Here is a 7,826-nt window from a genome sequence, read left to right as displayed (position 1 = left end):
ATCACGCGTGCCGAGCGACGCGATCAGTACCCATCGGTCAGAGCGCGGACGAGTCTATTTGGCTCTATCTCGGTGGATCAGGATGAGCTCGCGCAGATTTCGATACCAAAGTCGGTGAAGGCTATGACGCCGCCGTCGCTGAGGTTGTAAACCCAGATCAGGCCGTCTTCGGGTTCCATCTCATTGGCGATGTCCGCGAGCCACTCCTCATCCTCGCCGAGGTCCCTGGCGACACGGTCAATCGTGAAGACGTGGTGGATTTTATTGGTCTGCACGATCAGGCGGCCAGGGCCCAGGATTGCGGTGTCCAGTTCCATGGCATCAATTTCTCGATGCTGGCGACTGGATGACTGGCGATGCGCGCGAGGATGTCGGCGAGCCATGCCTGTGGGTCGACGTTGTTCATCTTTGCCGTCGTGATCAGGCTGTACAACATGGCGGCCCTTTGACCACCGCGATCGGAGCCGGCGAATAGCCAGGATTTTCTGCCCAGAGCAAGGGTGCGTAGGGCACGTTCGGCCGCGTTATTGCTGAGACAAATCCGCCCGTCGGTCAGGAACCGGGTAAATGATGACCAACGGTTCAGCATATAGTCGATCGCCTTCGCCACATCGTTGTGGCGTGAGAGTTTGGCGCGCTCGGCGCGCATCCAGATCTCGAGTTCAGCGACGAGCGGGGCGCCGAGTTGCTGGCGCACCGCCAGGCGTTCAGCGGGTGACTGACCGTTGATCTCCCGCTCGATCTCGAACAGCGCGTCGATGCGCTGCACCGCGGCCAAGGCATCGGCGCACGAAGGCGGGGGTCTTACCCTGGGCCTTGCGCTTCGCGTTCCGCGCGATATCGGCCAGCTCGAAGAATTTTCGTCGGGCGTGCGACCAGCACGCCGCCTCGATGATCGGTCCAGGAGATCGGTTCAACTCGTAGAGCTTGTTGTAGCCGCCATAGGCATCGGCCTGGAATATGCCGCGGTATCCGGCGAGATGGGTTTGCGGATGAACGCCGGCGCGGTCACGTGAATAGTAGAACACCGCGCTGGGGGAACCCGATCCGCCGAACGGCCGATCATCACGCACATAAACCCACACGCGCGCCGTATCGGTCTGCCCTCGTGCCATCACCGGCACGGTGGTGTCGTCGCCATGCAGGCGCGCACCCGCGAACACCATCGTCTCGATGTGCTTGAACACCGGCTGTTGATTTCCGCTGAGATCTGACCCGGGAATTCCATCGAGATTTGACCCGCCCATAGTTTATGATTTGAGTTTCATGATGGGGTCAAGGCTGGATTTTTCTCCTTTCGTTTTTGGGATTTCTGCACGGAGCTATTTTTGAACCTGAAGCTGTCATTTCCGGTCTCGAGGATATGGCAGTGGTGGGTGAGGCGATCGAGGAGCGCGGTGGTCATCTTGGCGTCGCCGAAGACGGCGGACCATTCGCTGAAGCTCAGGTTGGTGGTGATGACGACGCTGGTGCGCTCGTAGAGCTTGCTGAGCAGATGGAACAGCAAAGCTCCGCCTGAGGCGCTGAAGGGCAGATAGCCAAGCTCATCGAGGATGACGAGGTCGGCATGGATCAGACGGCCGGCGATTTGCCCAGCCTTTCCCTGAGCTTTTTCCTGCTCCAGAGCATTGACCAGCTCGACGGTGGAGAAGAAGCGGACGCGCTTTTTGTGATGCTCGACGGCCTGCACGCCGAGCGCGGTGGCGATGTGGGTTTTGCCCGTGCCCGGGCCGCCGACGAGCACGACATTGTCGGCGGGTTCGATGAAGTCGCAACGATGCAACTGGCGGACCAGGGCCTCATTGACCTCGCTGCTGGCGAAGTCGAAGCCGGCCAGGTCGCGATAGGCCGGAAGCGGGCGGCCTTGAACTGATAGGCCATGGAGCGGACCTCGCGCTCAGCGGTCTCGGCCTTGAGCAACTGGAGAGTACCGGGATGGCGGCTTCGAAGGCCGGGCACCCTGCTGGGCCAGTTCATCGACGGCCTGTGCCATGCCGTGCATTTTGAGGCTGCGCAGCATGATGACGAGCGCGCCGGTGGCGGGATCATGACGCATGGCGGGCCTCCTCAGATTGGCGGCAAGCTATCGTAGCGCTCGACGTCAGCCTTGGTTCATTGGCCAATGTCAGTGCCTGTGGCGCGGTGATGACCGGAAGCGGAGCCTGTTTGCCGTCGATCAGCCGGTGGAGCCGGTTGATGATATGCGTCTTGGACGGCACGCCGTCCTCCAGCGCCAGTTCCACCGCCACCAACACCGCCTGCTCGTCATGGTGCAGCACCAGGGCCAGGATCTCCACCATCTCCCGGTCACCGCCAGGACGGCGCAGGAGATGTTGCTGCAGCCGCTTGAAGGCATCGGGCAATTCCAGAACGGCGCACCGTTGCGCAAGGCGCCCGGCTTGCGCTGGATCACCGCCAGATAATGCCGCCAGTCATACACAGTGCGCCCTGGGCCGTTGTGCGTCCGGTCGATGATGCGCGGATGCTCGCAGATGATTTGCCCCTCCGCCGCCACCACCAGCCTGTCGGGATAGACCCGCAGGCTGACCGGCCGGTTGGCAAAAGAGGCCGGCACGCTGTAGCGGTTACGCTCCAAGTGGATCAGGCAGGTCGAGGAGACCCGCTTGGTGTGTTCCACGAACCCATCGAACGGACGGCCCACAGGCATGAGGCTCTCAACCTCGCTGGCCCAGACATCGGCAATGGTTCCCGGCTCGTTGCCATGCGCGGTCTGCTCCCACAGCTCCCGGCAGCGCCGCTCCAGCCAGTCGTTCAGGGCGTCCAAGCTTTCGAACGGAGGCATGGACTGCCACAGGCGGTGGCGTGCATCCTGGACGTTCTTCTCAACCTGCCCCTTCTCCCAACCGGCGGCCCGATTACAGAACTCGGCCTCGAAGAGATAATGGCTGGTCATCGCCAGGAAGCGGGCGTTGACGCTGCGCTCCTTGCCACGGCCGACCTTGTCAACGGCGGTGCGCATGTTGTCGTAAATCCCGCGCCGCGGTACGCCGCCGAGAGCTTGGAAGGCGTGGTTATGCGCGTCGAACAACATCTCATGTGTCTGCAGCAGATAGGCCCGAACAATGAACGCCCGGCTATGCGACAGTTTGGTGTGCGCCACCTGCAACTTGACGCGGGACGCCACCGATGATCGCAAAATCTTCGCTCCAGTCAACTGGAACGCCTCGCCAGGCGCAAAGGCCAAGGGCACGAAGGTTCCCCGGCCGGCGGTCTGCTGCAGCCGTTGGCACTCCCCCTTCCAAGCCCGGGCAAAGGCCGCCACACGATTGTAGGAACCGTCATAGCCCAGGCTGACGAGATCACCGTATAGCTGCTTGACCGTCCGCCGCTGCTTGCGCGGCCGGCCAGCTTCACGGCGCAGCCACGCCAAAAGCTTCTCGGCATAAGGATCAAGCTTGCTCGGCCGGTCCGGAACCTGAAACTTCGGCTCAATCACATCAGACCGAAGATATTTGCGGATCGTGTTCCGCGACACGCCTGTGCGCCGGGAAATCTCTCGGATCGGCACATGCTCACGCTTATGCCACCGGCGGATAATGCTCAAAAACGCCATGTCCAACACTCCGTTCGCCCCCGCCTCTTCCAGACGGGGAAACAGTCAAACATGGGTCAAATCTCAGTGGAAAAATCCGGCCTTCCCGGGTCAGATCTCAGCGGAAATCAACAACCGGCTCCAGCGCCACGCAGGTAGCACCAATCAGATCGGCCAGGGTCGAGACGCTGAGGTGGATGCCTTCCAGTGCGAACCGTTCAGATTGACGGTTCAGCGGCTGATGCTGGCCGAATTTATCGTAGGCGATCATCGCGAGCAGGCCGGGACCGGCAAAAGCGCGTGGAATGGTGTGGAAGGGTGCTGGTTCCTGGCTGATCTTCTCACAATCGCGGCAGGTGAATTTCTCCCGCACATGCTGGATCACCTTGTATTGGCGGGGGATGGATTCCAGTGTCTCGGTCACCGTCTCCCCGAGCTTGGCGAGCCGCGATCCACCGCAGCAGGCGCACTGGGTCGGACCTGGCAGCACAACCCGCTCGCGTGGCAGGTGTTCGGGGAAGGGTTGGCGTGATGGGCGGTTGCGAGTGAAGCCGGCGACAGTCGTGGTTTTGGCCTTCGCGGCCACCTGCTCGGCGCGGAGTTCGTCCTCGGTCGCGGTGGTCTCGAGATCTTCGAGTTCCAGTTCCATCTGATCAAGCAGCCGCGCCGTGCGTTCCGCCTTGGGGCCGTAGAGCGCACGCTTGAGCTTCTCGATCTGCAGCTTCAGATGCGCGATATACGCTGCGGTATCGGACCGCCGAGCACGGTCGCCCAGAATGATCGCCTTCAGCGCAGCGATATCATTCGGCAGGGTCGAAGGATCGAGATCCATGCCCCGTATAGAATCACGAATTTCCAGGGTTTCGCTACAGAAATCCGCTCTGGACCAGGATTTTCCCCAGAATCTTCGCGCCTACCCGGCCGCTTGCGGCCGCCAGGTTTGTTGTGGATTTCGCCAGTCGATCCCCTCCAGAAGATAACCGATCTGACCAGCGGTGAGGGACACAACGCCGTCCGCAGTCTGCGGCCAGATAAACCGCCCTCGATCAAGGCGTTTCGAATACAGCGACATCCCCACGCCGTCGTGCCAGATCGCCTTGACCAGCGACCCGCCGCGTCCGCGAAAGAAAAAAACATCCCCGCAGAACGGCTCCCGTCCCAGACCTTCTTGCACTTGCAACGCGAGCCCCTTCATCCCGCGGCGCATATCCGTATGCCCCGACGCCAGCCAGACCCGCACACCGGCCGAGACCGGGATCACCGCCGCACCGCCGTCAGCACCCGACGCAAGGCGGCAACCCCAACTCCATCATCAACCCGAACACACGTCCCGTCCGGCAGCACGATCTCGATCCGGCTCGCATCGCATCGCGTGGCTCGCCTCTGCGACATCGGATCAACGCTCGCGTCGTTCACCGAAGCTGACTTGCCTGCCGCCCGCGGCATCGACAGTGCCGCACTCGCCATTACCCGCACCGGAATGAATTCCGGTACCATCGGCACCGGCACCAACTCACCACGCCGAACCTGACCGCGCCACTTCCACAATTGCCCTCTCGAAATCGCGTGCCGCCGCGCAACCAGCGCAAACACCGCACCCGGCGCCTCAGCCTCCGCCACAATCCGAAGCTTGTCCTCATCCCGTGCTGATTCCGGGCTCAATTCGCCCGGGATTCCGAGATTAACTCGCCCGGATTCCGGGAATTATTCGCCCACCTATTCCGAGATTAATTCGCCCACCTGTTCCGACTTTTATTCGCCCAGGCGGGCGGGGTTGGCCGGGTTGGCTTGAGGTCTCTGCTGGCTGGTTCAGGTTCCCTCCCTTTGGCTGATCGAGGGAGCGGATGAATGCCAGTGGAGCGGATTGCGATGCGCGATGTGCGCGAGATTGTCAGATTGAGGATGGCGGGGCTTTCGACCCGCCAGGTGGGGATCCGGGTCGGGGTTGCGGCATCGACGGTGCGCTTGACGCTGCGGCGACTGGAGGCGGCCGGGCTCGATGGGCCAGGGGCTCTGGCGCTGTCCGAAGCGGCATTGGAAAGGCGCTTGTTCGACGGCGCGGTGGGCAAGCGGCCGGGGCATCGACGTGTGGATGAGCCGGACTGGGGCGTATCCGCCGCGAGTTGCAGCGCAAGCACGTGACGCTGTCGATCCTGTGGGACGAGTATATTGCCGAGCACCCGGATGGGTATCGCTACAGCCGGTTCTGCGAGCTCTACCGGAGCTGGGAAGCCCGGCTACCGGTGACGATGCGCCAGACCCACGCATCGGGCGAGAAGCTGTTCGTCGATTATGCCGGCGACACGGTGCCGGTGGTGATCGACCGGCTCACCGGCGAGACGCGTGCGGCCCAGATCTTCGTCGCCGTTCTCGGCGCATCGAGCTTCACCTATGCTGAGGCGACCTGGACCCAGACCCTGCCGGACTGGATCGAGGCGCATAATCGCACTCTGGCAGCAATTGGCGGCGTGCCGGCGCTGCTGGTGCCCGACAACGCCAGGGTCGCGATCATCCGCGCCTGCCTCTACGATCCACAGGTCAACCGGACCTACACCGATATGGCGCGCCATTACGGCACGGCCATTCTCCCGGCGCGGCCGCGGCGGCCGCGTGACAAGGCGAAGGTCGAGGTGGCGGTTTTGCTGGCGGAGCGGTGGCTGCTGGGCAAGCTGCGCAACCGGGCATTTTACGGCCTCGCCGAACTGAATGCCGCGATCGCTGAATTCTGCCGCTGGCTGAACGAGGAGCGGGTCGTCCGTCGCCTGGGGCGACAAGACGGCATCTGCTGGAAACACTCGATCGTCCCGCGCTGAAGGAACTGCCGGCCGAACCCTATGTGCTGGCGCAATGGCGGCGCCGGCGGGTCGGCATCGATTATCACGTCGAGATCGAGAAGCATTTTTACTCCGTCCCCTACCGGCACGCCCGCGCCGAGGTCGAGGCCCGGTTCACCGTGCGCACGGTCGAGATCTTTCTCCGTGGCGAACGGATCGCCGTGCACGCACGCAGGCCGGGTAACGGCAAACACACGACGATCGCCGAGCACATGCCCTCGAGCCACCGGCGTTATGGCGACTGGACCATCGCACGGATCCATCAGGAAGCCGCACGGCTTGGTCCCTCGGTCGCGACACTCTGCACCCTGATCCTCGAACGCCGGCCTCATCCGGAGCAGGGGTTCCGCGCCTGCATCGGCATCCTTCGCCTGGCCCGCAGTGTTGGCGCCGACCGGCTCGATGCCGCGGCCGAGCGCGCGCTCACCATCGGCACCCTGACCTACGGCTCGGTCAAATCCATCCTCGATAACCGGCTGGAGCGAGCCGCCGGCACCGCCAGTCCCGATCCCACCCCGATCCGCCACCCCAACATCCGGGGCGGCGGATATTTCCACTGATGACAAGGAGAAGCCTCATGCTGAACCATCCGACCCTCGATCAGATCCACCAGCTCGGTCTTGCAGGCATGGCCCGCGCGTTCACCGAGCTGCACGCCAATCCCGAAACCCCCAGCCTCAGTCACGCCGAATGGCTCGGTCTTCTGCTCGACCGCGAGATCACCGTCCGACGTGACAAGCGGTTGAGCACAAGGCTGCGCCATGCCAGGCTGCGCCATGACGCTGCAATCGAGGATGTCGATTACCGGAGTGCCCGCGGCCTCGATCGGGCTCTGTTCCAGAAGCTGATCCAGGGTGAGTGGATCGACGCGCACGACAATCTCGTCCTGAGCGGGCCGACAGGGTCGGAAAATCGTGGCTGGCCTGTGCCCTCGGTCACAAGGCATGTCGCGATGACAGGACCGTGCTCTATCAGCGCGCCCCCAAACTCTTCGCAGAACTCGCGGTCGCCCGCGCCGAAGGGCGTCACGGCCGGATGATCCGCACCCTCGGTGCCGTCAATCTACTGATCCTCGACGACTTCGGCCTTGCTCCACTCGACGCCGGCGCCCGTCACGACCTGCTCGAGATCGTCGAGGATCGCTACGGCCCGCCGCGCCACCATCATCACCAGCCAGATCCCCCCGGCGCATTGGCATGAGCTGATCGGCCGATCCGACCTACGCCGACGCCATTCTCGACCGTCTGCTCCACAATGCCCACCGCATCGAACTCACCGGCGAAAGCCTGCGCAAGATCCGCAAGCAAACCCCAAAAACCGCTTGACCCAACGAGAACAGGAGAGCAACGAAATCAACAGCCACAGAGACCGCTACCCGGGCGAATAAATCTCGGAATCCCCGGGCGAATAAACGTCGAATCGTGGGCGAATTAAAATCG

Annotated in this window: 4 protein-coding genes and 5 pseudogenes; 2 read left to right on the top strand and 7 right to left on the bottom strand. The window is 62.9% G+C overall.

The annotated features are described in order from the left end of the window. Window positions 1–77: 77 nt before the first annotated feature. From ACIDOCELLA78_RS000000112830 to tnpA, 7 genes and pseudogenes are all read right to left on the bottom strand, one after another. On the bottom strand, window positions 78–317 hold the full coding sequence (locus tag ACIDOCELLA78_RS000000112830; protein WP_249676872.1) for a hypothetical protein: 240 nt from the start codon (window positions 315–317) through the stop codon (window positions 78–80). After that, window positions 278–1,193, bottom strand: a pseudogene (gene tnpC / locus ACIDOCELLA78_RS000000112825) (IS66 family transposase); the annotation flags it as partial. The pseudogene tnpC and the gene ACIDOCELLA78_RS000000112830, both read right to left, overlap by 40 nt. Window positions 1,194–1,264: 71 nt before the next feature. Next, window positions 1,265–2,056, bottom strand: a pseudogene (gene istB / locus ACIDOCELLA78_RS000000112820) (IS21-like element helper ATPase IstB). A gap of 120 nt (window positions 2,057–2,176) precedes the next feature. Then, the gene (istA, locus tag ACIDOCELLA78_RS000000112815) at window positions 2,177–3,496 is read right to left on the bottom strand and encodes an IS21 family transposase (protein WP_374223271.1); all 1,320 of its coding nucleotides are present in this window, start codon (window positions 3,494–3,496) and stop codon (window positions 2,177–2,179) included. Between the two features lie 184 nt (window positions 3,497–3,680). After that, window positions 3,681–4,385: pseudogene (locus tag ACIDOCELLA78_RS000000112810) on the bottom strand (IS66 family transposase zinc-finger binding domain-containing protein); the annotation flags it as partial. 81 nt (window positions 4,386–4,466) lie between these two features. After that, window positions 4,467–4,814, bottom strand: a complete 348-nt coding sequence (tnpB, locus tag ACIDOCELLA78_RS000000112805) for an IS66 family insertion sequence element accessory protein TnpB (protein ID WP_201727519.1) — start codon at window positions 4,812–4,814, stop codon at window positions 4,467–4,469. Then, window positions 4,811–5,215: an IS66-like element accessory protein TnpA gene (tnpA, locus tag ACIDOCELLA78_RS000000112800; RefSeq protein WP_214006294.1), complete on the bottom strand. Its 405-nt coding sequence runs from the start codon at window positions 5,213–5,215 to the stop codon at window positions 4,811–4,813. The genes tnpB and tnpA overlap by 4 nt, the downstream gene beginning before the upstream one ends. Before the next feature lie 207 nt (window positions 5,216–5,422). On the opposite strand from tnpA, the pseudogene istA (ACIDOCELLA78_RS000000112795) reads away from it, so the two are divergent. Then, window positions 5,423–6,947, top strand: a pseudogene (gene istA, locus ACIDOCELLA78_RS000000112795) (IS21 family transposase). A gap of 17 nt (window positions 6,948–6,964) precedes the next feature. Next, window positions 6,965–7,712 (top strand): annotated as a pseudogene (gene istB, locus ACIDOCELLA78_RS000000112790) (IS21-like element helper ATPase IstB). The last annotated feature ends 114 nt before the right edge of the window (window positions 7,713–7,826 follow it).

Source organism: Acidocella sp. C78 (assembly GCF_907164655.1).
This window is presented reverse-complemented; position numbering and strand designations above follow the sequence as displayed.

Excerpts from the sequence above, each read along its gene's own strand:
- ACIDOCELLA78_RS000000112830 (WP_249676872.1), bottom strand. The coding sequence starts at position 317 with ATGGAACTGGACACCGCAATCCTGGGCCCTGGCCGCCTGATCGTGCAG.